Origin of the sequence: Streptomyces coffeae (assembly GCF_016741875.1) — a bacterium.
Lineage (GTDB): Bacteria > Actinomycetota > Actinomycetes > Streptomycetales > Streptomycetaceae > Streptomyces > Streptomyces coffeae.
On the sequence record NZ_JAERRF010000009.1, the window covers coordinates 1 to 24,808 of the forward strand.

Consider the following 24,808-nt stretch of genomic DNA (forward strand, 5'->3'; position numbering starts at 1 on the left):
GCGCGATGCGGGGTTCCCCGACGCCTGAGGTCTGCCTCGGAGTTGACCGTGTCTACGCCTCGATCCACTGAGGTAGTTCGAGAGTGATCTTCTGATCGCTTTCTGCGTTCGCTTGGGGGTGGATGGGTGTGGGTAGGCGATATCTGCTGGTCTGCCCAGCTTTTCCACGGGTTCGGTTCCGGTTTGGCCCTGGTGGGCGGGTGGTCAGGGGCTGTTCGTGTCAGCCGGGTGGGCCGTGGACGGTGTCGAAGAGGCGTGTCCAGGTGTGCTGCCAGGGCCAGTTGTGGGGCAGGTGCAGGGTGATGCGTCGTGCGGGCGATGCGTGCTGGGACCTGGATCAGGTGGGTCCGGAGGGTGGCAGTGGTGGCCTTGGCGTGGAACGCGGAGGCCTGGGAACCAGCGGCCCTCAGCAGGTGGTAGGTCATCGCCCACAGGGTGAGCCAGGCCGCGTTGGCGTGGAAGTGTCCGGAGGGCAGATGGGCCAGTGCCCCGGCCTTGCTGTCCGCGATGACCTGCTCGACCACGGTGGCGGCCTGGCCAGGTTGCGGACCCGGCGCACGATCAGCCGGGCGGTGACCCGATCTGCTTTCCTCCGGCTGGCGAACGCGGTGTATTCGATATCTCGGCGACCTCCGTGTCGAAGATGAGTTCACCGGTGTCGGGGTCGGGGACCGCGGTCGCGTAACTGATCTGCAGCCAGGCGTCGTGGGGGATGTTGAGGACGGCCCGCTTGATGGAGGGGTTCATCCCGGTGGTGACCGAGAAGTGGGCGCCGGCCCGGCGGCAAGCGGCGATGACCCCGGCGTTGTAGAACTGCGAGTCGGCCCGCAGGATGCGGGTCCCGGTGCAGTTGGCCTCTCGGGCGGTGGCCAGGGCCTCGCTCACGAACTTCGGGGCGCCCCGGGAGGCTGCCGCCTTGCCGCGTCGCAGCCTCGCTCCCGCGATCACCGGCCTTGACTGGGGGGTGCAGACCGTGGCGAGGAGCGGGTGCAGGGTGCGCACGCCCTTGAACCGGCCGTACTCGCCGCCCTGTTTCGCCCGGTCATAGACCCGCTTGTGAGTGGAGTCGACGTCGACGAACGCCACCTCACCCGCGCCGGGCAGCAACGGGGTGTGCGTGGCCAGTTCCGCGAGGAACCTGCGGTGTACTGCGTCGAGTTGAAGAGCATGTTCGTGAGTGAAGGCACGCAAGAAGGTGCCCAGCGTGGACGGGGCGCGAATACCGCCGAACACCGCCGGCATCGCCCCGTGGCGCAACATCGCCAGGTCGTCGATGCTGTCCGCGCCCGAAGCCATGCCCGCAACGATGCGGTGACCTTGGCGTCCGCCGCCGCACCCGCCCCGTTCTTCGCCCCGGTCAGTTTCACCTTCTGCGTCACCAGCGGAGACCGCCGCCGGCGTATGGGGAACTTGCATCTCGGAAGTGCCTTGCAGATTGTGCGTGTTGGAAGCCTCAAGAAATCGGTGGATCAAGGCTAAGAGGTTGGCTCACGTGGCAAGTTTCGCGAGCTTCTTGTAGCAGGTCAGGGCGGCGGCCATGGCCAGGCCTCGGCTCTGCCAGTCGATGCGGACCACGTACGGGATCTTGAGACCACGAGCAGCCCATGGCAGGCTCATGCCGCATGATCGATGAATTCGCGAAAGACAACCTGCACGGGAGACTGCGGCGGGACCGCAAGGCGCTGCTCTGGAAACTCGACGGCTTGTCCGAATACGACGCCCGCCGACCTTTGACAGCGACCGGGACCAACCTCCTCGGCCTGGTCAAACACGTGGCCACCGTCGAGGCCAGGTATTTCGGCGAGGTCTTCGACCGCCCTTCCCCGGAACCGCTGCCCCGGTGGCAGGACTCCAACGGCAGCGACCTGTGGGCGACCGAGGACGAGACCCGCGATCAGATCATCGGGTTCTACCGGCGCACGTGGGAACACTCGGACGCGACGATCAACGAGCTTCTCCTCGACGCCCCCGGCCACGTGCCGTGGTGGCCGGAGCCTTATGCCGACACGAACCTGTTCGCCATCATGGTCCATGTCCTCGGCGAGTCCATCCGGCATGCCGGGCACGCCGATATCCTGCGCGAGGGCCTCGACGGCCGGACCGGGCTGCGCGCCGAACACGAGAAGCAGATCGACGAGGAAGCCCGTGCAGCCTACTGCGCGAAGATCGAGCAGGCTGCCAGGTCGGCCGCACCAATCAAGGCTTAAAGGTTGTCTCACGTGACTTGATGTTCGTGCGGCATGATGCCGGTCGTGGGTGCTGATCTATCGAAGCGTCTGGTTCCTGATGAACTCTGGGAGCTGGCCGCCCCGTTGCTGCCGTCGTTCGCTGCTCGTCCGCAAGGTGGTGGGACCGCTCCGTGCGACGAGCGGGGCGTGTTCACGGCAGTGGTGTACGCGCTGACCAGCGACTGTGCCTGACGGCATCTGCCGCCGACGTTCGGCACGTCGCCCGCCACCGCGCATCGCCGCTTCACGGTATGGACCGAGGCCGGCCTGTGGCGTCGGCAGCACCGGGCGGTGCTGGACGAACTCGGGGCCCGGGGCGAGGTGGACTGGACCTCGGCGATCGTCGACGCGGCCTCCGTTCGCGCCAAAAGGGGGGATCGCTGACCGGGCCGAACCCGGTCAGCGCGGCAAGAAGGGCAGCAAGCTGCACGTGCTGTCCGATGCCCAGGGCATCCCGCTCGCCGTCGCCGTGTCCGGCGCGAACATGCACGACAGCCTCGCCCTCAAGCCGTTCATCCGCGGCATACCCGCCGTCCGGTCCCGCCGGGGACCACGGCGGCGCCGACCCGTCAAACTCCGCGCGGACAAGGCGAACTTCTCCGCCGAACACCTGGCCTGGCTGCGCGAGCGCGGGCTCGTCGCGCGCATCGCGCGGCCCGGCATCGAGTCCGGCGAACGCCTCGGTCGGCACCGCTGGAAGATCGAACGGTCGATCGCCTGGCTCTTCGGCTACCGCCGCCTCACCGTCCGATACGAACGAAAGGGCTCGCACTTCCTCGCCTTCCTCGGCCTGGCCGCCGCCCTGACCTGCTACAAGAAGCTCGCGAAACTTGCCACGTGAGACACCCTCTAAGAGTCTTACGGCGCCCGTGCCGCCGTCGAGTTCGGAGTTCCGGCAGTGCTTTTGGACGTCACCCGCAGCGAACTCGCCGACATCTTCGGCGAGGACCGGCTCGCGACCCTGCCCGCCACCGCCTTCCCGCCCTCCACCGCGGACACCGAGGGCGCCCGCCTCCTGCAGACCGTCGGCGTCCCCACCGGGACGCTCCTGCTGCGTCAGCCCGACGAGGACGACGGCCTGCTGCCTCTCGTCCAGGACGTCGTCTACATCGAGGACTTCGAGGACGCCGCGGAGGACGCGGGCGAATGGCCCGTCATCGGCTGGCTGCTCAACGCCCACCTCGCCCTCGACCCCGGTTCCGGCAAGGTGCACGCCTTCGACGCCGACGAGGAGACCGTGCAGGAACTCCACGCGGACGTCTCCTCCCTCGTCCAGGTCACCCTCCAGTTCCAGCGCCTGCTCGAGGAGTTCACCTTCAGCGGCGACGACGGCGACGAGGAAGCCGACTTCGAGCGCCTGGAGCGCGAGGTCGAGCGTATCCATCAGGAGACGAGCAGCATCGACCCGCTCCCCTTCCAGGACGACGAGACCGTCTGGTCGGTGGTCGGCGAGGAGATCGCCGCGGGCCAGCGCTTCAAGGGCATCAGCCCGGGAGCCCGCTCGCTCTACGGGTGATCGCCGGCCGATGTCGGCCACGAACCGCGCGGTCTGCTCGGTGCGCATGCCGCCTTCCTCCGGACCGGACCGTTCCCGTCGGCGATCAGATGGATCTTCGATCCCAACGTGCCCGCGGTCGGTCGGATTCGGTCCAACGGCCCCCTTTTTTTGTGGCCCGGAGGCTGACAGAGTCGATCGCGCACCGCGACCAGTCCAGGTCGCCGCACACCCCGAGCTCGTCGAGGACGACACGGTGGAGTCGGCCCCATACGCGAGCCCGGCTCCGCCGGGCGAAGCGTCGGTAGACCGTCTGCCAGCACAGCCCGAACGCCGGTAGGAGCTGCCGCCAGGTGCAGCCCGAGGTGGCCACGAAGATGATCGCGGCCAGGGCCTCGCGATCATCGGCCCTACGCCGACCGCCACCTTGCGGACGCTTCGTACCTCAATGGATAGGGTCCTGCGGATGGACATCACCGACCTGACGCCTCTGGAACGTCGCATCTGGCAGGCGTTCCCGCGTGGTCTAGCGATCGACGTTCGCCGAGACGGGCGTGAGGACCCCGCGACTATTCAGGACGCGGAACGGACTGTGCGGGCTGAGGTCATCCGGACCCTCATCCTCGGTGGTTCATCCGCTTCCGGCGAGGCGCCCGCTCTACGCGTCGCCGGGGCGGCGATCACCGGCGTCCTCGACCTCCAGCATGCAGAGATACGCCATCCGATCCGTTTGACCTCTTGCCACTTCCAGCACAGCTTGGAGCTCGACGGGACGCAGACCCGCCAGCTCGACTTCAGCGGGTCCCACCTTCCCGCTCTGGCGGCCACATCCCTTCGTGTCGACGGCGCACTCCGGCTCACAAACTGCCGGATAGCAGGAAGCGTCCGGCTGAGCAACGCCGAGATCTCCGGCGGGGTCTTCCTGGACGGCGCACATCTCGGGTCTGGTGACGGATGGGCGCTCCAACTCGATCATGCCTCTGTGGGCGCTGATGTATGGGCGCCCGGCCTCGTGGCGCAGGGTGGGATCCGCCTCGGTACGGCGCATGTCGAAGGGGCTGTCGATCTGGAAGATGGTCAGGTCAAAAACGCGAATGGTGATGCCCTCGATGCCGCGCGGCTCACCGTCGGGACCGTCCTCAACGCTGGTGGCCTCACGGCTGAGGGCCGGGTCAGGCTTACCGGCGCCAAGGTCGCAGGGTGGATCTCCTTCATCGAAGCGAGGCTCAGCAACCCGGGCGGCGTCGCACTGGGCATCAGCAGCTGCGAAGCCACACAGCTGACGCTGCGGGATGCTCGACCAGTCTCCGGCGACGTAAAAATGCACTACGCCAGCTTCAAGGTCATCGAGGCGGAGCCACAGGTCTGGCCGACCAAGGTACGCCTGGAGGGACTGACGTACGAGACGCTTACTCCGCGTCTTCCCTCCATAGACCGACTCGCATTGCTGCAACGCGATTCAGACGGTTTCGTCCCTCACAGCTACGAGCAGCTCGCGGCCTCCTACCGTCGCGTCGGTGATGACGCTGACGCCCGCACAGTCCTCCTCGCCAAGCAGCGTCGACGCCGCGCCACTCTGCCCTGGTACGCCAGGCTATGGGGCTATCTCCAGGATGCGACCGTGGGCTACGGCTTCCGCCCCACGCGTGCCGGCGGCTGGCTCCTGGCCCTGCTCCTTCTGGGCTCAGTCGCGTTTGGAATGCACCATCCACCCCCAGTCGAGCACGGCAAAGGCCCAGGGTTCAATGCGCCCATCTACACCCTGGACCTGCTGCTGCCGATCGTTGATTTCGGTCAGCAGAGTGCCTTCGCGCCCGCTGGCCTTTACCAGTGGTTGTCCTACCTACTGATAGCCGTCGGCTGGGTTCTCGCGACGACCGTCGCCGCCGGGATCACACGCACCCTCAGCCGCCAATAGCGGCCGCTTGCGTTCATGCCCTCTATCAGGAGGTACCCGGGGCCTGGCCTGGTGGCTGGCCGGTGAAGACCGGCATGCCAGCGATGTGAACGAGCCGGCCGCGCCGGTAACGGCCTCGGTCGCGAACATCCTTCTTGTGTCCGCAGAGGCCGTGTGCGGGTGACCTCGTGTGGCGATTGAGCAGGCGTGTCACTGCGGATCACTTTCGCGACACAGGCAGCCGGAGGTGTTGCATTCCGAGACCCTCGAGTGACGCGTATCGCTCTCCGGGTGCTTCGGGTCGGGCATGCACGATCATGATCGGTATGGACGCTCGTTTCCTTGGCATCGCTGAGCTGGTCGAAGCCCGTCCGTGGCGGTCGTGGTCGACGTCATGCGTGCTTTCACCGTGGCTGCCTGGGCCTTTGCCCAGTACGAGCCGATTATTGAGCCGGTGCAGGCACGGTTCCAGCGGTAAACTGACGCCCTATGCCGGGAACACGCCCATCCGCCCCGACGTCCTCTCTGCCGCCGGCGACCGCGCCTCACAGCGGGGCCTGGTTCCCGCATGGCTTCCAGCTTGATCCGCACTCCCACGCCGAGGGCCAGCTGGTGTACGCGGCCGCCGGGGCCCTGGCCACCACCGCCCTGCGGCTGGCTGGCTAAACAGCCGCCGCGCTCACGACCACGGCGCCCTCCCCACTGGGGACGGCACCACAGGTCACGTTCTGACCTTCAATCAAACTGATGTTCCATCACTCCGCCAACCGCGGGGCGCTGCTGGCTAATCCACCTCAACCGCCTCGAGCTAGCAAACACTATGTTCACAATGATTTGTTGACAACAAGTGGTGTGCTTGCGCATCCTGGGTGCATGACATCAACGCCCGATCAGCCCGCCGACCCCTTCACGCCCACGCATCCGGACCAGGCGCGGGCGCACCGGGTATACGCGTCCCTGCTCCGCATCTCCGAGCGACACGCGGCCACCGACGAGCAACGCCGACGGCAGGTTCACCCCTCTGCAATCGGGCCGCACGAAGCCATCAGGCTCGTATCGTTCCTGCTCAGCGGAGCCGCACAGCTCGATGACGGCGAGCCAGAGGTGGACCACACCGATATCACCGCTGCCTTGAGCCTCGTGCCGCTGGCTCGCGGTGAGATGGACGAATTGGAAGCCGGACTTCTCCAGATGGCACGGGGCCGCGGCATGACCTGGCCCGAGATCGCCTTCAGTCTCGGGCTCGGCACTCCTCAAGCCGCCAGACAGCGCTATGAACGACTGGTCGCCCGTACCGCCACCGACGCAGAGCAAGGCCCGGAGCAGAACACGGCCGCGTCGCCTCGATGAACGAGCCGAGAGTGAGCGCGTTGTCCGATCGGGCCCTGGTGGACCAGATCATCTGACACATCGAGCGAACCATGCCCGCTCAATTGAGACGGGGACCAGATCGCTGGAGACGGGACATCAGGCGAGGCATCGAACGGGCTGACCGCACGCTGTCCCGTCTCAACAGAGTTTGACCAGACGCACCGAAGTACGATCGCGGCGCGGCGCGCTGAGTTGGCCTCCCCACCTCGCGCGGCGGCCGCCGCCTCCAGCCGGGGCCAGCCGTCGACCTCCACCGCCCGCCGCTCCCCCGGCTGCCACCCGCAGGCCGACGCCGCGTCGAGCAAGGCCCGGACGGCGCCCGGTTCGTGCAGGTGCAGGGAGCCACCCCTGACGTACCCCGCATCCCCGGAGCCCATGGGGAGCCCGCCCCGGGACATACCGGCCCGGGCCCTCGGCGAAGACGACGCGCAGCGGCGGCCGCCGGTGCCGGCTGGCCGGCTGCGGGTACAGCGTGAGGGTCTCGCGGCAGTCCGCGGACGGGCCGCTGTCCAGCACACGGTGGCTGTGGCGGACGTGGGACGAGCCGCCCACCAGAAGAACTGGCGGAACTCCAGCTCGCCACCACGGCCTCCACGAATACTCCGAGACACCATCTACGCTGCCGCAAACCTGATGCACGGCTCAGCAGGTGTGAGCCTCCGTCGAGCACGAACGCCGCACCTCTCAGATCACGGCGCGGCGCTGCATCAGCAGTTGACGGTGCTGGAAGCCAACCGGGCGCTCCTGCTCCGCATGCGACGCGTCTTGGCGACCGAGCCACTGATGCCGGTCCGGCGAACGCTGGCGTCAGCTCTGAGAATTCAGGGCCATTGTGGACACCATGGCAGTTGGGCGAGCCGGCATCCGCGACATCATCGTCTCCAGCAGCCTCGATGGGACGGTGCGGGGTCTGGGATGCCGCAACGGGCGAGCCTATCGGCGACCCGCTGGCCGAATCTGAACTGGAACGAGCGGTGGCAACGCGTCGGGTTGGCGACCGCGACATCATCCACGTCCGTGACCGGACGTCCACTCGGTTCGCAGAACCGCCGCCCGGCACCACGTGCTGAGCCTGCGGCATTCGGACAGCCAGGACGTTGGGTCGGCCGCACGGCAAGGTGCTCACCCAGGTATAGGGGGTCAAGACTCCGCCTCCGGGATCACACCAGCCACGGCAGGACAACCTCACGATGACCGGCGGTTACCGGACAAGCCTCAACCTGAAAGATTCCTTAAGTAACCCATAAACCAGTCGCCCCACCAAGAGTTACCGAGAGTTACAGTGCATTGCATGGGTAGCATGCTGATGGCTGGATCTCATAGGGATCGCGCCGATACCACTGCACTTGCTCTCTCCTTTTCAGGGGCCGTAACCGTATGCGTGACAACGCCTTTGACTGTTCAGAACAGCGACCCCATCAACCACTGAATGGAATTCAACCCGAACAGGCCGGTCGACGGCTTCTCCCGTTTGCCAACCTGCCGCTGACCAAGTACGCCGAAGGCAGCACCAGAACGAACGGGCGGTGACGAGGTGTTCATACGAATTCAACTTGGCCAATCAGGACATCGACGAATGCATCCACGGGAATCTGGACCTGTGCGGAAGCTCCAGGGCGAGCATTCGACCCCGCGTCGGTGCCGTGTCGTACCCGGCGCGCAAGACATCAGGGCGAGTAACCGATCAACACGAGCAACAGCAACTGTCGCTGACGCGCCATCGTTGCGCGACGCATAATGATCCACGGATCTGACTACCGCAGGCGCGGCGTCCGACCGTCGGAAAGGCGCGACGAAACGCCGAGATTCTCTGCCAGGGCAGCAGAACCGGACCGCAAGCTGAACGCCGTGGTCGTCGCGGAGGCTCTGGCCGGCCTGCCCGCCACGCACCGCGAGGCCATCGTTGAGTCCTACGTGGCTGGACGCACCACCCGGCAGGCCGCGGCGGTACTCGGCCTCCCCCATGAAACGGTGAACTCGCGGGTGTACCACGGGCTGTGGGAACTCAAGCGAATACTGCAGGAGCAGGGATGGCCCCGGTGAGGCGCCAGGCCGGTGAGGGGCAAGAGCAGGCGGAGCTACCGCACACCTCGCCACGGCTGCCGAGCGGTCATCGACGCATGGCTGGGGTTCCGGCGCCTGGTCCCGCTTGCGCGACAGGTGTGGCAGCCGAATCGCTCGTCCTGTGCATCTGGAAGGACGACAACAGCAGTCGTGCATCGTGCGATCGAGTTGCTCGGCGCCTGTTCAAGCGCGCAGCCGACCGGGATCAGTCTCTGGTGCGGCCGAGTCAGCTGCCGCTTCGGAGCGCCGGTAAGGACCACGCCGAACGCCGCGCCACGGAACCACTCCTCAAGCTCCACACCCACGACGACGCCTTTCCGCCACAGAGCCATGCCGACCGGGCCGGTTACATGGTCACGGTATGGGAGATGGGCGGCTGTCCTGGACGGTACGGAAAGGCTTTGGCATGAATCAATCAAGGCCGGTGCATGGTGTCGCCCAAGCGCCGTATACACACTTCGTGCGGCCAGTGCTCCGGCACCAGGTGGAAGACGTGCCGCAGGCCCGGCTCTTCGACGAGCGGAAGGCCGCAGTCACGGCCGCGACCGTTTCGACGCTCCCGGAAAGCCCAGTGGGGCGTCCTGGGCCCAAGCACAAGCGCAGGCGGCACCGCCGTCCCCTCGCGACAGCGTGGAGCGGGCTGGCCCTGCCGTATCCGCACGCTGTAGGTGCCGGACTGCTGGCAGTAGCAGCGTTGACGGCGGCGCTGAGCAGTTGCCGTGCGGACTGCCCCCCGGGCACCCAGGGAAGGGCGCCGGTTGTGGACCATACCGAAACGAGGGTGCCGTCGGCCTCGCCACCTGCTTCGGACGGACCATCGATGCCGGCGACCGAGCCCGCGTCGGTTCCCCCCAAAACGAGCAGACAACGTGCCTCGGCGTCCACGCCCCCGTCGCGTGAGCCGCTTTCAGCCCACCGCCGTAAGTCCTCTTCCCACTTCATCCGCACGCTCAGCCGAGGCGACGTCGGCCCTGATGTCGAACGCCTCCAGCAGGTACTGTTCGGACAGGGTTTCACGTACGTCTCGGCTACCGGCGTTTTTGATGACGCAACCCTCCGCGGCGTTGTCCAATACCAGCGCAACCGCGGCATCACCGGGGATCCCCTGGGAGTGTTCGGTCCAGTGACCCGTGCATCCTCGGAGGCCGTAGGCCGCTGAATGTTCAACGGAACACACGGCGGGTTCACCGGGATCCCATCGCCTGGACGGGCATCGGCGTCACGGCGCGTGCGTTCCCACCGCGACGATCAGGATGTAACCCTGAGGCCCACAAGTTGACCAGGGACCGACGGATCACCATTCCGTAAAACGGACACGCACGGAACGACGACCTTCGGCAGCGCCCCCCTCGGTGCCGTCCGGTCCCTGCGCAACCGCGCCGCCGCGATCGCCACCCGCTACGGAATGCCCTCCTGAGAGTAGTCGCCTTCTGCGGGACGCCGCCGAAGCCGACAAGCACCGCCGGGCTCGCCGGAGTTCGGCCTCACCCCGCGGCACCTGTCACCGTTCGCGGAGGCCCCCCACCTCGGTCATCGGGTCGGCAATCGTGCCTTTCCTGACTCCATGCTCGGGGTCACCTTTCGGACACCGCGCTGACCTGCCGGTTTCCCAGCAAGATGAACGGTGGCGTGCACATGCACTCAGGAAGCTACCGGCCGCCCAGGAAGGAATGGCTTTCCGCTAAGGCACCCCCTATACGGCAGGATGAGGAAGTCTCCCGATGTGGCGCCCTCGCCTTAGAGACGACGTTGGAAGCACAACAAGAGACCCAGCTCCCAGCTCGTCCAAGGAGACCGCATGCTGCACCACGAGTTCATGGCCGCCCGCCACGCCGAATTCCTTTCCCGCGCCGCGCGGCACCGCCTGGTCCGCGAGGCCAAGCGGGCCAAGCAGGCCGCGAAGGCAGCCCGTACCGACGCCGACAGCCGCAAGCAGTACCGTCGCGCCGCGTGACGGAGCAAGGGTGGTGCCGCGTGGTCGAGCACCCGGCCGCAGCGGCCCGGCCCCCCGTCGACGTCGAAACCGCTGGCCCCGACCGCGTACGAGATGCGATGCTCAGCACCGTGCACAGTGGTCACATAAGCCCCGTCTTCGTAGGCCGCAGCGCCGAACTCACCGCTCTCGACGAGGCCCTGTCCCGGGCGGACGCCGGGGAGCCCCGCGCCCTCTTTGTGGGCGGCGAGGCCGGCGTCGGCAAGACCCGGTTGATGCAGGAGTTCCTCGGCCGGGCCGTCGCGGACGGGGCCGTCGTCGCCCTGGGCGGCTGCGTGGAAACCGGCGCCGACGCCCTGCCCTACCACCCCGTCTCGACCGCCCTGCGCTCCCTGCGCCGCCAGCTCGGCGCGGAGCTTGACGCCGCCATCGCCGGCCAGGAAGGCGAGCTCGCCCGGCTGCTGCCCGAGCTCGGCGAGATGGACCGGGGACGCCCCGAAACCGAGGGCCGTGCCCGGCTCTTCGAGCTCACCGTCCGCCTCCTCGAGCACCTCGCCGCGGACCGGACCCTCGTTCTGGCCCTGGAGGACCTGCACTGGGCCGACCGCTCCACCCGCGAACTGCTCAGCTATCTGCTGCGCGCCCTCACCCACAGCCGCCTGCTCATCGTCGCCACCTACCGCGCCGACGACCTGCACCGCCGCCACCCGCTGCGCCCCGCCCTCGCCGAGTACGAGCGGCTGCGCACCGTCACCCGCCTGGAACTGCCCCGCTTCGAACGCACCGAGGTCCGCCGCCAGCTCGCCGCCATCCGCGGCGAGGCCCCGCCTGAGCAGGTGCTGGACCGGGTCTTCGAACGCTCCGAGGGCAACGCCTTCTTCGTCGAGGAGCTGGCCTGCAGCATCCTCGAAGGCTCACCGGGCGGAATCAGCGACTCCCTTCGCGACCTCTTGCTGGTCCGCGTCGAGGCGCTGCCGGACGAGGTGCAGCGCGTGGTGCGGATCGCCGCCGAGGGCGGCTCCGAGGTGGAGTTCCGGCTGCTGGCCACCGTCACGCGCCTCGCCGAGGACGAGCTGATCGAGACCCTGCGTACCGCTGTGGGCGCCGCCGTCCTGCAACCCTCCGAGGAGGGCGAGTCGTTCCGCTTCCGGCACGCCCTGATGCGCGAGGCCGTGGCCGGCGACCTGCTGCCCAGCGAGCGCTCCCGGCTCAGCCGCCGCTACGCCGAGGCGCTGGAGGCCGACCCCACGCTCGTACGGCCCGAGGAGCGGGCCGGGCGGCTGGCCGGCTACTGGTTCGACGCCCGCGACCCCGCCAGGGCGCTGCCCGCCGTGATCGCCGCGGCGGCCGCCGCCCGCGGCCGGCACGCGTTCGCCGAGCAGCACCAGCTGCTGGAGCGGGCGCTGGAGCTGTGGGACGACGCTCCCGAGGAGCTGCGCCGCGAGACGATGCGGCAGGGCATCGAGAACGGGCTGTCCCCGGCCATCTACCCGGACATGCCAGGCGACTTCGTGGACCTGCTCGCCGCGATCAGCGTCGCCGCGCGCCTCGCAAGCGAGCGGGAGCGGGCGCTCGCCCTCGGCAAGCGGGCGCTGCGCGAGCTGGAGGGCGACCCCCTGCGGGCGGCCTGGTTCTGGATGGAGCGGTACCAGCTGGTGCGAGACCTGTCCCGCTCCGACGGCTGGGACGAGATCTCCCAGGCCCAGAAGCTGGTCAAAGGCCTGCCGCCGTCCGTCGTACACGCCGAGGTACTGACGTATGCGGCGCACTGGTACGCCGTGCACCAGCCGGCGCCGAGCGCCCTCGAGACCGCGGAACAGGCGGTGGAGCTCTGCCGGATAACGGGCGCCGACATCACTGGACTCGCCGCCCAGCACACCCTGGCCTGGCTCACCATCCACTCGGGCAACGTCGAGGCCGGGCTCGAGCGGGCCCGCGACGTGTGCGCCCGGGACCTGGAGCCGGGCAACGCCAACGTAGTGCTGCGTGGCTACGGCAACCTGGCCACGGCGCTGCACGGCCTCGGACGCTACGCAGAGGCCGTCGAGACCGCCGAGGAGGGCAGTGGCCTGGCCGAGCGGCACGGGCTGCCGAACACCGCCTCGTACATCGACGCCAACCTCGCCGAATCCCTCATCCACCTCGGTCGCTGGGCCGACGCCGACGAAGTCGTCGAGCGGGCCCTCGGCCGCCGTGGGGTGAGCGTCCGCATGCGGGCGCTGATCGCCGAGCGGAGGGCCGAACTGGCTCTGGCCCGGGGTGCGTACGACGAAGCCCGGCGCCGGATGAAGGAGGCCGACGGCAGCACCACCGGCCCTTACCCGGAGCCACAGCACACCCTGGCCGTGGGCCGCATGGCCATCGCGCTGGCGGCCGCCGACGGCCGGATTCTCGACGTCCGCTCCCTGCTGGAGACGGCGGTCGGCGAGGCCATCCCCTTCGGCCATCACCGCTACGGCTGGCCCCTGTTGTACGAGGCCGCGGCGGCGGAGGCGCGGGCACGTGGGCTCACGGTGGCCGAGCCGGGGCGCGCGGCGGCGGTGGAGCGGATCCGCCAGGCGATGAAGGGTCAGCCCCAGTTCGTACTGCTGTGGGCCGCGCAGGCCCTGATGATCGAGGCCGAACTGCTCACCGCCGAGGGCCGGGACGCCACCGCCCACTGGCGGGAGGCCGTCGCCGCCACCGAGCAGCTGGAGGCCCCGCTACTGCTGACCACCGCCCGGTTGCGACTCGCGGAGGCTCTGATCATCCGGGGCGGCAAGGGGTCCCGCACAGCGGCCGGTGAGCTGCTGCGGCAGGCCGAGGCGGCAGCGCGCGAGCTGGGCGCGGCGCCGCTCGAGACGGAGATCACCACACTCGCCGGCCGCGCCCGAATCCCGTTGCGGCAGACCGATGGGGAGGCGGCCCCGCCCCCGGCGCCGGCGGCGGCGCTGGGGCTGACCGTCCGGGAGCGGGACGTGCTGCGGCTGGTCGCCGCCGGGCGGAGCAACCGGCAGATCGCGGAGGAGCTGTTCATCTCGCCGAAGACGGCAAGCGTGCATGTCTCCAACATCCTGGCGAAGCTGGGCGCTTCAGGCCGGGGGGAGGCCGCGGCCATCGCGCACCGGCTGGGGGTTCTCGACGAGTGACGCTTCGCTGAGGTGCACAGCGCGATGGGGTTGCCCACCTCCTGGTGCGGATCCGGGCCCGTCCTCGTGGCATCCGCCTCGCTCCGGTCACGAAGTAGCCGGTCGAGCGCGCGCCTCTCAGCCTGCGGCTTCGGTGATCGCGTCGTTGATCAGCTGGCGCTCATAGCCGCCGGTGGGTCTGGGTGGGCGGGGCAGCGGTTCCCCCCTGGAATTGGGAGGCGCCGGGCCCGCCAGGGACCGGAGAATGGCGTGCATGGTCGTCTTCCGCTGCCGCCGCTGTCATGGCGATGTCACCGCACCCGTACGAGAGGTGCCGCTGCCCGATGCGGACAGCACCCTGGCGCCGTACGCGCTGCCGGAGGGCGTGGAGTGCCCGCCGCGGATGCGTCCGGGCACCTTCGCCTACGATCCGCCGGAGGCCGGGGAGCGAGTCTTCCGGCCACATGTCGCGGGGGCGGCCCTGGGCCTCCACCGCGCGGGGCTGGATGGCATCGTCCTGGCCCGGGCCGATGTGCACGGCACCGAGCTCACCTCGCTGCGCGGACGGCGGAACGGCTGCTGCGGCCTGGACGGCTGCGACGGCCCGAACCTCGTATGCCGCTGGTGCACGGCCGAAGTGGCCACCGAACGTTCGGACTGCTGGACCCCGCAGGAAGTCGTGCTCGTGCCCGCCGCGGTGGAGGCCGTCGACGCCGACTTCTAGTCGGCGAGTGCGGCGAAGAATTCGCGGATGTCGCCGATGAGGAGGTCGGGCGCCTCGAGGGCGGGGAAGTGGCCGCCCCGGTAGAACTCCGACCAATGTGTGATGTTGTGGGCCTTCTCGGCGAAGCGTCGGATGGCGAAGTCGGCGGCGGCGAAGACTGCGACACCTGTGGGCACCGTCGCGGGGGGGCTTGGGGGCCCACATGTTCGCGTCGTGGAAGCGCTCGTAGTAGGAGTTGGCCACGCTGCGGGCGGTCTGGGTGAACCAGTAGATGCTGATGGTGGTGAGCAGCCGGTCGCGGTCCACTGCGTCCTCGGGCAGTTCCTTGGCTGGGTCGGTCCACTCCTTGTACTTCTCGACGATCCAGGCAAGCTGGCCGGTGGGAGAGTCGGCGAGGGCATGCGCCAGGGTCTGCGGTCTGGTGCCCTGGAGCTTCATGTAGGCGGACATGTCGTCCTGGAAGTGTTTCATCGCCTTGAGGCGCTGCTGCTCGCTCTCGGTGAGCGCGGCCGTGTCAGCCGGGTCGCCGGTGGGGAAGGTGACCAGCGCGTTGGCGTGCACGCCGATGACGTGCTCGGTGTGGGCTCACCCGAGCGCCGGGCCGATGAACGCGCCGATGTCGCCGCCCTGCACGCCGTAGCGGTCGTACCCGAGGCGGGCCATGAGTTCGGCGAAGGCCGAGGCGATCCGGGTGTCGGTCCAGCCGGTCTCGGTGACCGGACCGGAGAAGCCGAACCCGGGGACGGAGGGGATGACCAGATTCCGTCGAGGGTGAACGCCACGGGCGGGCCGCGCTTGAGATCGCCGGGCAGCTGGACGACGCTGCTCTCATGGCGCGCGCCCACGCCTGCCTCGGCCTGGCCACCGCAGCCGACCCGAAGACCGCTCGCCACCACTTCGCCGCGGCCCGGGCCACCGCGGATCCGCAGACGATCATCGACGTCACGACATGGGAGTCGGCCTTCTGCGTGGCCATGGGTGCCTACGCTGAGGCGATCGAGGCTGTTCAGATGGGTCTCACAGCGGCGCACGAGTCGTTCCAGTACGCCAAGTGCGCGCCGATTCTGGTGGTCAAGTGGGTGCAGGCGCTGAAGGCATTGGGCCGCTGGGCCGAGGCGCTCGACCTCATCGACGAGTCCTTGGGCGAGGCCGAACTGCCCCAGCTCAGCCACGCGGCGCTGATCATCAGCCGCGGCGAGATCCACCTGGCGCAGGGCGACGCGGCCGCCGCCCGGGCCGCTGCCGACAGCGCGGCGCGGCTGCTCGGTGAGGAGCCCTGGGCCCGGCCCTACCAGATCAGGCTGCGAACCCTCCAGATCCGACTCGACCCTGGTACCGGCCACACCCTGGATCCCACCGAGCTCGCCGCGCACCCGCACGAGGCATGGGCCTTGCTCGCCGCGGTCCAACCAGCCCAACTGCCGGATCTTCCGGTCGTCGGTCTGGTGGACGAGGCCTACCGGGCCATGGCCCGCGGCGACCGGGACAGTGCCGCGCGAGGCTGGCGGGCGCTCGGCCAGGCGTACGAGCTGTCGTTGTGCACGCCGCATGCCGTACCGCCGGCGGCAAAGGCGCAGAAGCCCGTCCCCGGTCTGCCCGGGCTGACCGCCCGTGAGCTGGAGGTGCTGCACCTGGTCGCCGAGGGCAAGAGCAACCGCCAGATCGCCGCCGAGCTGTTCATCAGCGGCAACACCGTCGGCGTACATGTGTCGCGGATCCTCACCAAGCTCGGCGCGGCCACCCGTACCGAGGCGGCACGCAAGCTTCTTGACACCACCATGGGCTGACCGTGCGGGGGCGACCACGACGTGAGGGTTGCCCGCCGGCCATCCTGCTCGGCGGCCGGGGCACCGTTGCAGGACCCCGTTCAGTGCGCCCTCTCCCCCGCAGAGGAGTACCACCGTTGTGAGAACGAACGCCTGAACCGAGAACACACAGCACTCCAGGTCCATGCACCAAACACAGATCACGCGGCCCAAGGGGAGAAGTTCACACTCCACATGAGGCACCGACAAGGCAGCCGATGTGGGCATGGCATTCCGATTGAGGCCGGGAAGAGACGGCGCGCAAGGAAGGCAGTTCATGCCCCCGTCCTCCCACCCCTCCCGGCGCTGGGGCATGTTCAGCGCCCGAGCCGCTGCGGTGGCCGCGGGCGCGGTGTGCTGTGCGGGCGCACGGGCGCGCACGTATCTCAGGTAAACCGCCACCTATACGGCTTGATATCACCACAGTGCTCGGCATTCGCCCAGTAGTCGGCGTGGTAAGGTCCGTTCAGAATATAACGATCCGTCTCTTGGCCGGGCAAGTGCCCGATTCCGCGGCATGAGCACCACGTCGAGTTCGTGTATGGAAAGGCGGCGCCGCATGCTTGTCGAACGGAATGTTGAAGTGCCGATGCGGGACGGCACAGTTCTTCGGGCAGATGTCTTTCGGCCCGAATCGGCCGACGGCTGCCCCGTTATGCTCCTCCGCCTGCCCTACGACAAGTCCATCCTTACCGAGCCGGGATTCCCATCCGAAGTTAAATTCTTCGTTCCACGTGGGTACATCTGCGTCGTTCAGGACGTTCGGGGCATGTATGCCTCCGAAGGTGTATTTAGCCCTTTTCGCGACGAGGCGCCGGACACCGTCGACACCATCGAGTGGGCAGCCAAGATCGAAGGGGCCAACGGAAAAGTCGTGATGGCCGGTCAGTCCTACCTCGGCAGCGTCCAGGTGCAGGCCGCCGCCGAAAGGCCCTCGCCGCTGGTCGCCATCAGCCCGGTCTCGCCTTTGGTGGACTTCGCCGACAATGGGTACCGGCGCGGCGGAGCCGTCGAGTCCGCGTTCTTCTTCGCATGGGCGACCAGAATGGCGATCCAAACGGCCCATCGGTGCGGTCGCGACGAGGAGGCCGCGGCGCTCGCCGCGCTCATCGAGGACCAACCAGACCATCCGTTCCCGCCGCTGTCGCGGTCGAGCGCCATCCACGCGCCCTTCGACGAGATTCTCAAGCACTACGACGGGGTCGCGCCCTGGATACGGCAAGGGCTGGAAGAAGCCGGAAGGCCCGATGCGGGACAACACCTTTCGACGCAGCAACTCGTGCCGAAGATCGCCGTACCGTCGCTCTACGTGACGAGCTGGTACGACATGTTACTCGGCGGTGTGCTCAAGGCGTACTCGGTGGGCGTTTCCACCGGCGCCGCGCCAACACATCTTGTCATCGGCCCATGGGAGCATGCGCATTATGGCGCACCACAGTCCATCGCTGGAGAACTTGATTTCGGGCCGGCTGCCGAGTTTGAACTGTGGCCACTCCTGGAGCAGTTCTTCGCACCGCTCGCAGGCATAGGACATGGCGATCCGGTCCCCGGGGTGCAGTACTTCACCATGGGCATCAACGAGTGGCGATCGGCGGACGTGTGGCCGCCCGAATCGACTGCCGTCCGATTTTTCCTCCATTCCGCGGGCGGCACCGTCACCGGCGGGCCGACCGGTACTCTCGACACGGTCGCGCCGACGGACGAAGCGGCGGACGAGTGGACACACGACCCCAAAAATCCCGTGCCGTCGACCGGCGGTCAAACCTGGTCGATCCCGAACGGTCCCCGGGATCAGTCGGCATTGCTCGAGCGGGTCGACGTCCTTGCCTTTGACAGCGAAGTACTGCCATCCGCTGTAGAGGTCACCGGCGCAGTGCACGCAGAAGTCTGGTTGGAAACGGACGCCGCCAGTGCGGATATCGTGGCCGCTCTGGTCGATGTTCATCCGGACGGTCGGCGCTATCCGGTCACGCAAGGAATTCTGCGGCTCGGCACCGAGTTGGAGCCTCTTCATGAAAAAGGGTCGATCAGTTTCAGCGTCGACCTGTGGGCAACCAGTCACGTTTTTCTGGAGGGCCACCGGATTTCCGTCCAACTCGCGGCTTCCGACTTCCCACATTGGGACGTCAACCCGTCGGACGGAAAGGCGTGGGCGACGAGTTCCGAGCCGAAAGCCGGCCGCCACCGCCTTGCGCATGACGCCGCACGACCGTCGATGATCGCCTTGCCGATCGTCGGTGAACTTCCGGCGATCTTTGACCGAAGCGAGCGCTGACGCTCTTGTCGGCAGTCGACGTCAGTGAGGTCGACTGCCGACAAGGTGATCGCGCGTTGGCGAACGTACCCCGCGACCATCGCACGGCTCATTCCGAGGCGGGGACGCGGATTCCTTCCCAGACCAGCCGGCGTTCCCGCTGCGGGTCCACCTCGATCCGCGACGGATGGTCGATGATGCGAGTGTTCCGTTGCGCCGCCGTGTATTCCGGCCAGGAGGCGAGCGGCCGGCCGGTACGAGCGAAGGCCAACCAGTTGTCCTGGACCTCGTCCTGCACGGCGCGAAATCCCTGCCGCCCGCCGGCCAGCGTCAACAGCCGCACCGGCACGCTGTCGACGCCACCGAACACCGGCAGCAGTTCGATCCCGTGCAGGGCCCCCAACCCGGCAAGACGCAACGCGCGTGGTGCGAAGTCGAAGCGGTAGCAGAACGTGGGGGCCCGGCCGCTGTGCCCCTCGAGCACCGCCTGCATCGGTCGCCATAGCACGAAGTCCGTGCTGACCTGGATCGCGGCCGCCCGCTTCGGATAACCGGGGTAGGCGGCGACCACCCGCTCGTAGTCGGCGCCGCAGCGCTCCAGCGCGGCGCGCTGCAAGGGCGCGGTGGTCGGCACAGTCGCGTCGAACTGGGACAGGGTGCATTCATCGCGATTGGTGCCGATGATCAGCGGTACCGCCTGCGCGCTGCCCGCGGTGATGGCGTCCAACGGGTCCAGCGGCAGAAAGCCGCCGTCGACCACCGGTGCGATCGGGTAGCTGCCGGGAAAGGCTCGCAGCACATCCCGCAGCGCCCGCTCGGCAGCCTGGCCGAGATCCTTCGCGGCCGCCGTGGTCAACGCCTGCGCCGCGGAGTCCGGGGCGACGCCGAGCCGGCCGAGGAGCCGGCGGGCGAACCGCCGGGCCTCCTCGGCATCCACGGCCGCCCAGTCCGCGGCCGAGCTCTGCGCGATCGCGCGGTGGAACAGCCCGGCCGCGGTCGGCATCGCCATCAGCGTCAGCACCGCGTCCGCGCCCGACGACTCGCCGAAGACGGTGACATTGTCCGGATCACCACCGAAAGCAGCGATATTGCGACGCACCCACCGCAACGCCGCCACCTGGTCCCGCAAACCGAGATTCGACTCGAAAGGCCGATCAGCAGTGGAGAACTCGGTGAAGTCGACATAGCCGAGTGCGCCCAGCCGGTAGTTGAGCGTCACCACCACCACATCGCCACGCGCCGCCAGCGAGTCACCCGGATACCGAGCCGCGGTGTCGTAGACGTAACTACCACCGTGGATGAAGACGAGCACGGGCCGCGGCCGCGCCGAGGGATCCGGGGGCGCGGTCACGTTCAGGGTCAGGCAGTCCTCGCCGGTCCGGCGTAAGCCCACCATCGGGTTGCGGCGCTGTACGGCCGCGTACCCGAACCGCGTGGCGTCGCGTACCCCCACCCACGGCTGCACCGGTTGCGGTGCCCGCAACCGCAACTCTCCGACTGGTGCAGCCGCGTAGGGAATCGACCGCCACTGCAACGCGCGCGGAGCCCGGCGACCGCGGACGACGCCGTCCGCGGTCTCGACCTCGGTCGCGAGCATCGTGCCTCCCTTAGTCCGGGATACCGAGGGGACCCCGCGCTTGTTGATGACGCGTTGACACGTTCGGCCAATCAGGCCGGCCCCGCGCGCAGGACACGCTGGAACTCATCGGCGAAGTCGGCCGCGAACTCCGCGGGGAACCGGTCCGTCCACACGAACACGTTCAACCGCACTCCGCCATCGGCGGCGTACCACACCTCGGTCTCCAACTCGCTCATCGTCGTCGGAGCGTCCAGGCGGACGAACTCGGTGCGACAGGACGGTAGCATCAAAGCCGGATCGCTCAGGTTCTGCGCCAGGAGCACCGGCAGCCGCCCCAGGGCGTCTGCGCCCATCCCGGAGAGCACTGGCATGGCCGCCTCGGCAAAGGACACGTCCTGGGCGGCGAGCGCGGCACCGACCGCCTTGCCGGCGTTGTCCCACAGGTCGCTTCCGGCGGACGGTGGGCGCAGGCGCAGGCACCACATGTCCATGCGGGTGGAGATGGACCGGCCTGGGTCGCCGACCCAGCTGGAGAACGGCACCAGGATGCCGAACTCGTCCTGACCGGACAGCTTTTGCAGGACCGTGCCGTAAGCCACGGCCAACGCAGCCAGTCTGGTCGACCCCAGTTCGCGAGCAGCGGCGTCCCAAGGCTCCATCTCCCGGCCGGAGACCTGCCGGGAAACCGACATCCTGGGGCCGTCGGTGGCCTGCGAGGACTGCCGCTGCGGCAGGGTGATCTGTGGGAGACCGTCGAGTTCCTGTTTCCAGTAGCCGAGTTGGGCGTCCAGGTCGGCGGCTGCGCGCCGCCGGCGGTAGATGTCGGCGATTTCGGCCAGAGTCTGTGCCTGCTCCGCGAACACCGGAGCCCGACCGAGCAGTCGTGCTTGGTAGGCGGTGGCCAGATCAGCGGCCATCGGCTCCTGGGACGCGCCATCGAACGCCACGTGGTGCACAACGAGACCGAACAGCAGACGTCCGCTGTCGGCACTCCGGACCAACGCGCAGCGCCAGATCTTGCCCTGTGCGAGCGACAGGGGTCGGTACAGCACGGCGTGCAGCGCGGCCACCGCGTCGTCCTCCGTCGGCTCATCCGGCAGCAGCTGGAGGTCCGGTCCAGCCAGGTCGCCGGACGGCACCGCGGTCGGGCCAGGGTCCATCAGATACCGCGAGTGCAGAGCCTGGTGCCGGCCGTGGACGTCGAGGATCGCCTGAGACAGCGCCTCGACATCTGGTGTGCCGTCGATCCACCAGGCCATCGTGCAGAGATACGCGAGATCCGAAGCCTCGGAAACGCCCTCCCACAGGGCCAACGCATAGTGCACGGGCAACGCGATCGGACGGACACCCTGTTCTGCCGCGGCGTCGGGCACCGCGGTTGGCCCGGCACTGCCGGCGTCCAGCAGCGGTTTCAGCACAGCCGCGAGGTCATGCACGGTTGAGGTCGTGAACACCTGAGAGGCTGGTATCGCCACCCCGAACTCCGCATCCACCTTCGCGCAGAGCCGGGCCGCGTCGAGTGAGTTGGCACCCAGCTCGAAGAACGAGCGGTTCGGTGGGATGGTGCCGCGCTCAAGGATCTCACCGAACACGGCCGCCAGGCGCGTCTCGACGGGGTCCAGCGAGTGTTGCGCCTCCGGCGCGGAGTCGTCCGGGTGATCCTCCTCGGTGGCGAGTTGCTCGAGCGCCCGCTGATCGACCTTGCCGCTGGCCAACAACGGCATCGTCGCCAACCGGAGGATTCGGTCGGGTACGAGGTAGTCGGGCAGGCGGGCAGCCAGCTCGGCGCGCACGCTCCGCTCGTCGGGCACGCTCTCACCGCGGCCGGCGTAGCACAGGCACAGGCTGCGATGTTGTCCCTGCGGACCCGCGACCGGTACCGCCACGGCCGCCGTGACCCCGGCGATGCGTGCGGCAGCCCGCTCGATCTCGGCCGGCTCGATCCGGTGGCCCCGGATCTTGACCTGCCGGTCGAGGCGGCCGTCGAAGTACAGCACGTGCTCGGCCGAGAAGTGCCCGAGGTCGCCGGTCCGATACACCCGATGGGTCTGCCCGTCCACGGTGACCTCAGGGAACTTCTTCGCCGTGAGTTCCGCGTCGCCGAGATAGCCCGACGAGAGCCCGGTCCCGCCGATGCACAGTTCACCCGTCTCGCCCGGGCCGCAGGGCCGGTCCCCGTCCAGCACGAAGATCTTCGTCCCGTTGAGCACTCGGCCCAGCGGAACCCCTCCGGGGTCGGCACAGTCCTCGACCGTGACCCGGCGTGCGGTCACCACCGCGGTGGTCTCCACCGGCCCGTACATGTTGTTCAGTTCGATGTCCGGGAAGCGTTGCACGAATCGCTTCATATGGGCGGCTGACGCACGCTCACCGCCGGTGATCAGCCAGCGCAGCCCCTCGAACGCGTCGAGGTCCTCGTCGACGATCATGTTGAACAGCGTGGCCGTCAGGGACGCGCCGTTGACCCCGTGGTCGGCCACCATCCGGCGGAGCGTGCCCGGCACCAGCACCGGATCATCGAGAAGTACCGACGTGCCGCCGTTGAGCAGTACGCCCCAGCAGTCGAGGCAGAACCCGTCCCAGGTCGCCGGCGCGAGCTGCGGCACCACGTTGCCAGGGCCATAAGCGGCGAAGTCACAGTCCGCGAAGACGCGGATCATGCCACTGTGTGGAGCGACGGCCGCCTTCGGCGCGCCTGTCGATCCCGAGGTGAAGAACACGGCGCACGGCTCGTCGCCACGCACCTCGATCCGGTGCGGTTCGCGTCCTGTGGTGACGGCGTTCTCGATGCTGGGTGGCGCCACGACCGGTACCGGCCACACGCCCGCCGCGGACGTCACGAGCAGCTTTGCGTCCAACGCTGCGATCAGCGAGGTGAGCCGCTCGTGTGGCCACTGAACATCGAGGGCGGCATAGGCGGCGCCACACTCGAGCACTGCCAGTAGCGTCGCGACGAACTCCGGAGTACGGTCCATGAGCACCGGTACCAGATCGCCCCGCCCAACGCCATGACTCGCCAGCTCGACGGCGTAATCGTCGGCGAGCGTCTGCAGTTCGCGATAGGTCACCCGTCGGTCGCCGGACACAATCGCCACACCGGACGGCCATGTTTCCGCGCACCACCGGAACAGCCCGTGCACCGTCTCGATGCCGTGACGCTCCCCAGTAGGTTCTTGTACGAGACTGTCATGATCGGCCACAACAACGTACCCCCGTGATGATGGAACTTCTGTCTTCTCTGGAATAACCCCCGCACGGCTGTCTCGGTTCCCGCAGACGAGAGATCTCCCCCTGCCGCCTCATGCGGCGTTCACGTGAGTTGAGGAGGGCGGGCGCGCCCCCCACCCGCGCCCGTCCTCCTGACGTCCTGTCATGTACGAACAGGTCGTCATCATCGACTCACGACAACGAACCCGAGACTTACGCCGTAAGCCGTGCGGAGGGAAGGACGCTACACTTACGGCGTAAGTGCCGTCAACGCGGAGGAACTGGTTCCTTGAAACGCATGCGGTTGACCCGGGACCGGGTGCTGACGGCCGCGATTCGACTTGCCGACCAATCAGGACTCGCCGCCTTGTCGATGCGCAAGCTCGCCGCCGAGCTCGACGTGGAGGCGATGTCGCTGTACAACCACGTCAAGAACAAGGAAGACCTGCTCGACGGCGTCGCCGATCTGGTGATGGGCGAGATGGACAGGCCCGTCGCGGGTGGCCAGTGGCGTGCCGAGATGCACCGCCGGGCCGCCTCCGTGTACGAGGTACTGCGGCGGCACTGGTGGGCGGTCGACTTGATCGCCTCCCGGCAGACACCGGGGCCGGCGCACCTGGCGCACTACGACGCCACCATCGGTTGCCTGCACGCCGCCGGATTTCCCTACCTGCTGGCCGGTCATGCCTGTTCCGCGATGGACAGCCACGTGTTCGGGTTCACCATCCGAAGGCGGGACCTACCGTTCGATCCGGACAAGCTGGCCGAGTGGGCGGAGCACAATCTGCCGCAGATCTCCGTCGAGCGATATCCGCATGTCCATGACATCGCCGAAAAGATCGTCTCAGACGAATACCGCGACGCCGGCTTCGAGTTCGGTCTTGAACTGATTCTCGACGGGTTGGAGAAGGTACTCGCAACCGTTACCCGTGAGTGAGCAGACGCACGAGGACACGTCACCGCCGCCCGCCTTCATCGCCACAAGGACGGGTATCCGTCTGCCCCTGCTTGGACCTGTGCCCTCGTCCGCGGTCGGTGGGGTGGTCGGCCGGTGAGCGAGACGGCGTCGGGGCGACCGGAGCCGGGCGACGGGACTCATTGGTGTGCCGAGCTGCCACCGACGACACCGCTCCGCGCGCCGGCT

17 protein-coding genes and 3 pseudogenes are annotated in these 24,808 nt (G+C 68.3%); 14 read left to right on the top strand and 6 right to left on the bottom strand.

All coding sequences use genetic code 11. The features are described 5' to 3' along the window. Positions 1–561 precede the first annotated feature (561 nt). Together JK363_RS16860 and JK363_RS43815 are read right to left on the bottom strand one after the other, a co-directional pair. Positions 562–1,296 (bottom strand): transposase, encoded by a 735-nt coding sequence (locus tag JK363_RS16860; RefSeq protein ID WP_201875739.1) that lies wholly within the window; start codon positions 1,294–1,296, stop codon positions 562–564. Positions 1,297–1,488: 192 nt separating this feature from the next. After that, on the bottom strand, positions 1,489–1,617 hold the full coding sequence (locus JK363_RS43815; RefSeq protein ID WP_268981050.1) for a hypothetical protein: 129 nt from the start codon (positions 1,615–1,617) through the stop codon (positions 1,489–1,491). Positions 1,618–1,622: 5 nt separating this feature from the next. Between JK363_RS43815 and JK363_RS16865 the strand changes: the two genes are divergently transcribed. From JK363_RS16865 to JK363_RS16875, 3 genes and pseudogenes are all read left to right on the top strand, one after another. Then, on the top strand, positions 1,623–2,207 hold the full coding sequence (locus tag JK363_RS16865; RefSeq protein WP_201875740.1) for a DinB family protein: 585 nt from the start codon (positions 1,623–1,625) through the stop codon (positions 2,205–2,207). A 45-nt stretch (positions 2,208–2,252) separates the two neighbouring features. Then, a pseudogene (locus JK363_RS16870) lies at positions 2,253–3,069 on the top strand (IS5 family transposase). A gap of 57 nt (positions 3,070–3,126) precedes the next feature. Then, a complete protein-coding gene (locus JK363_RS16875; RefSeq protein ID WP_201875741.1) occupies positions 3,127–3,744 on the top strand; it encodes an SUKH-4 family immunity protein in 618 nt (205 codons plus the stop codon). A 68-nt stretch (positions 3,745–3,812) separates the two neighbouring features. Here the strand turns inward: JK363_RS16875 and JK363_RS16880 are convergent. After that, a pseudogene (locus JK363_RS16880) lies at positions 3,813–4,159 on the bottom strand (transposase); the annotation flags it as partial. Between the two features lie 30 nt (positions 4,160–4,189). On the opposite strand from JK363_RS16880, the gene JK363_RS16885 reads away from it, so the two are divergent. The 8 genes and pseudogenes from JK363_RS16885 (at position 4,190) to JK363_RS16920 (ending at position 14,819) form a co-directional block, all read left to right on the top strand. Then, complete coding sequence (locus JK363_RS16885) at positions 4,190–5,641, top strand: membrane-associated oxidoreductase (protein WP_201875742.1); 1,452 nt, start codon at positions 4,190–4,192, stop codon at positions 5,639–5,641. Positions 5,642–5,946: 305 nt separating this feature from the next. Then, positions 5,947–6,053 (top strand): annotated as a pseudogene (locus JK363_RS16890) (2-phosphosulfolactate phosphatase); the annotation flags it as partial. Between the two features lie 440 nt (positions 6,054–6,493). Further along, a complete protein-coding gene (locus JK363_RS16895; RefSeq protein ID WP_201875743.1) occupies positions 6,494–6,970 on the top strand; it encodes a DNA-binding protein in 477 nt (158 codons plus the stop codon). Positions 6,971–8,839: 1,869 nt separating this feature from the next. Beyond that, positions 8,840–9,034, top strand: a complete 195-nt coding sequence (locus tag JK363_RS44200; RefSeq protein ID WP_201875744.1) for a sigma factor-like helix-turn-helix DNA-binding protein — start codon at positions 8,840–8,842, stop codon at positions 9,032–9,034. Positions 9,035–9,875: 841 nt separating this feature from the next. Continuing rightward, the gene (locus JK363_RS44670) at positions 9,876–10,214 is read left to right on the top strand and encodes a peptidoglycan-binding domain-containing protein (RefSeq protein WP_201875745.1); all 339 of its coding nucleotides are present in this window, start codon (positions 9,876–9,878) and stop codon (positions 10,212–10,214) included. 639 nt (positions 10,215–10,853) lie between these two features. Further along, positions 10,854–11,009, top strand: coding sequence for a hypothetical protein (locus JK363_RS16910; protein WP_201875746.1), 156 nt, complete (start codon positions 10,854–10,856; stop codon positions 11,007–11,009). A 98-nt stretch (positions 11,010–11,107) separates the two neighbouring features. Further along, positions 11,108–14,116 (top strand): helix-turn-helix transcriptional regulator, encoded by a 3,009-nt coding sequence (locus tag JK363_RS16915; RefSeq protein WP_201876026.1) that lies wholly within the window; start codon positions 11,108–11,110, stop codon positions 14,114–14,116. A gap of 253 nt (positions 14,117–14,369) precedes the next feature. Then, positions 14,370–14,819 carry a hypothetical protein gene (locus JK363_RS16920; protein ID WP_201875747.1) on the top strand — a complete coding sequence of 150 codons (450 nt, stop codon included), beginning with the start codon at positions 14,370–14,372 and terminating at the stop codon, positions 14,817–14,819. Here the strand turns inward: JK363_RS16920 and JK363_RS16925 are convergent. Continuing rightward, the gene (locus tag JK363_RS16925; protein WP_201875748.1) at positions 14,816–14,995 is read right to left on the bottom strand and encodes a hypothetical protein; all 180 of its coding nucleotides are present in this window, start codon (positions 14,993–14,995) and stop codon (positions 14,816–14,818) included. The genes JK363_RS16920 and JK363_RS16925 overlap by 4 nt on opposite strands. A gap of 654 nt (positions 14,996–15,649) precedes the next feature. On the opposite strand from JK363_RS16925, the gene JK363_RS16930 reads away from it, so the two are divergent. Next, entirely contained in the window at positions 15,650–16,606 is a 957-nt protein-coding gene (locus tag JK363_RS16930) for a helix-turn-helix transcriptional regulator (protein WP_201875749.1), read from the top strand. Positions 16,607–17,183: 577 nt separating this feature from the next. Next, positions 17,184–18,899 (top strand): CocE/NonD family hydrolase, encoded by a 1,716-nt coding sequence (locus JK363_RS16935; RefSeq protein ID WP_201875750.1) that lies wholly within the window; start codon positions 17,184–17,186, stop codon positions 18,897–18,899. An 88-nt stretch (positions 18,900–18,987) separates the two neighbouring features. Here the strand turns inward: JK363_RS16935 and JK363_RS16940 are convergent, their stop codons facing one another. Both JK363_RS16940 and JK363_RS16945 read right to left on the bottom strand, forming a co-directional pair. After that, the gene (locus tag JK363_RS16940) at positions 18,988–20,475 is read right to left on the bottom strand and encodes a carboxylesterase/lipase family protein (protein WP_201875751.1); all 1,488 of its coding nucleotides are present in this window, start codon (positions 20,473–20,475) and stop codon (positions 18,988–18,990) included. A 71-nt stretch (positions 20,476–20,546) separates the two neighbouring features. Further along, on the bottom strand, positions 20,547–23,657 hold the full coding sequence (locus tag JK363_RS16945; protein ID WP_307821746.1) for a non-ribosomal peptide synthetase: 3,111 nt from the start codon (positions 23,655–23,657) through the stop codon (positions 20,547–20,549). A 305-nt stretch (positions 23,658–23,962) separates the two neighbouring features. On the opposite strand from JK363_RS16945, the gene JK363_RS16950 reads away from it, so the two are divergent. Then, positions 23,963–24,601, top strand: coding sequence for a TetR/AcrR family transcriptional regulator (locus JK363_RS16950; RefSeq protein ID WP_201876027.1), 639 nt, complete (start codon positions 23,963–23,965; stop codon positions 24,599–24,601). Positions 24,602–24,808 lie beyond the last annotated feature (207 nt).